Raw genomic sequence first — 1,812 nt, 5'->3', positions numbered from 1 at the left:
ACCAGAAGTATAGAACAGTTGGTTGATTAATGATTTGTTCAAAAGACACCCTTTCGCCATTAAAATTATAAATAGTCAAATCGGGTAGTTTTTTTTCGGGCATTAATTTCAATGAGGCCTCAGAAATTTTAATCATTTCTTGCCTTTGATTTTCATCAGTTGAAAGCGATAAGTAGAGATCAAGAGCTTGTTTTTCCTCTTCCGGGTTTTTGCAATTGATGATGAATCTTCTTGTTGAGGTTCTTAAAAGGCTGTTTTTTAAACTCTCAAGCGGAACTAATGAATCTATGAATTTTAATTTATGAGTAATGTGTGTTAATGATTTCCAGTTAAAATGATGCTCACTTTTGTACTGTTCATAGGCCAAATAGTCAAAGTGCCAAAGCATGAACCGGTAATATGTGTAATAAGATTGTAAAGCTTTGCTATTGTAGCTGATATTTTTCCTAAAGTCATAGTAATCTGAAGGTAGAGATGAAGCATCAACATTGTCATTATAGTCAGAATTTACAAACGGAAAAAATTCCATTTTTGTGTACTTGTCATAAAGTATATTGGCTTCAGCCACTTCATGAAAAGATTTACATGGCTTGTATCGTTTTTTAAAGCGGTTGAGATTGTCAAACCTGACCTTACTCATCGAGTCCAGTTTTTGAAGGAATTCATCGACAGGTAATTGGTAAAAAGGCCGCATACGTTGGTTCTCACTTTCGTTATAATTAAACATTTTGATGAGAAAGTTATTTCTTTCGGCTCCCTTACCGGTAAATGCAAGTGATTCATCAAACTCTATAGTGTTAAGCCTCAGCATCAGGCTGTCTCCGGGTTCGAGATAAACCATTTGATATTCGTTGTGCATAAAATTATAGATGCCCTTTTCAACATTTTCAATGTAATAAAGAAAGCGGTTATTTTCGTCAAGGGCTATAGTGTCAACTACTAGTTCATTTTTGGTAAGTATGATGTAGTTGGCGTTTGGGTTTACAATTTCACCTCCAAACCAAGCGCCGGAAACTTCATTTTTCATTTCTCTTCCGCAGGAAATCAGCAGAATAAAAATGATTGTGGGGAAAATTAAATTTTTCATTTACAAATTGAAAAGAGGCGGTTTTATGACCAAACGAATGTAGTTTTTATAACCGTCATGCGTTGTTAATTGTGAGTTAAAAGCAGAAATAAAACGTTAATATTTCTCATTAACTAAGTATTTGGTTAATTTTGCGCCCAATTAAAAAAAGCGCTATGTTATCAGTTTCAAATCTTTCGGTCCAATTTGGAAAAAGAATCTTATTTGACGAAGTAAATGCCACATTTACGCAAGGAAATTGCTATGGAATTATCGGTGCAAACGGTTCTGGCAAATCTACTTTTCTTCGTATCATTTCCGGAAAGGAAGAGCCTACTTCAGGTATGGTACATCTGGAGACCGGAAAACGGATGTCTGTTCTTGAGCAAAACCACAACGCTTTTGATGAATATCCCGTTTTGGAAACCGTTTTAAGAGGAAATAAAGAACTTTTTAAAATCAAGGAAGAGATTGACAAGTTGTATGAAAACTACTCTGATGAAAATGCCGAAAGTATTGGAGAGCTTCAGGTAAAGTTTGAAGAAATGAATGGCTGGAATGCTGAAAGTGAAGCAGCGGCCTTGCTCTCAAACTTGGGCATTAACGAAAGTCTGCACTATTCGTTGATGAAAGATCTTGATGGTAAGCAAAAAGTAAGAGTGCTACTGGCACAAGCGCTTTTTGGAAACCCCGATGTGTTGATTATGGATGAACCTACCAACGATCTGGATTATGAAACCATTACC

2 protein-coding genes are annotated in these 1,812 nt (G+C 35.7%); one reads left to right on the top strand and one right to left on the bottom strand.

The genetic code is table 11. The annotated features are described in order from the left end of the window. The coding region (locus tag AC6F75_RS06625; protein ID WP_500714170.1) for a hypothetical protein at window positions 1–1,087 on the bottom strand (1,087 nt) is incomplete at its 3' end. Between the two features lie 155 nt (window positions 1,088–1,242). On the opposite strand from AC6F75_RS06625, the gene AC6F75_RS06620 reads away from it, so the two are divergent. Continuing rightward, on the top strand, window positions 1,243–1,812 hold a 570-nt coding region (locus tag AC6F75_RS06620), incomplete at its 3' end, for an ATP-binding cassette domain-containing protein (RefSeq protein WP_500714169.1).

Source organism: Planktosalinus sp., assembly GCF_059864935.1.
This window is presented reverse-complemented; position numbering and strand designations above follow the sequence as displayed.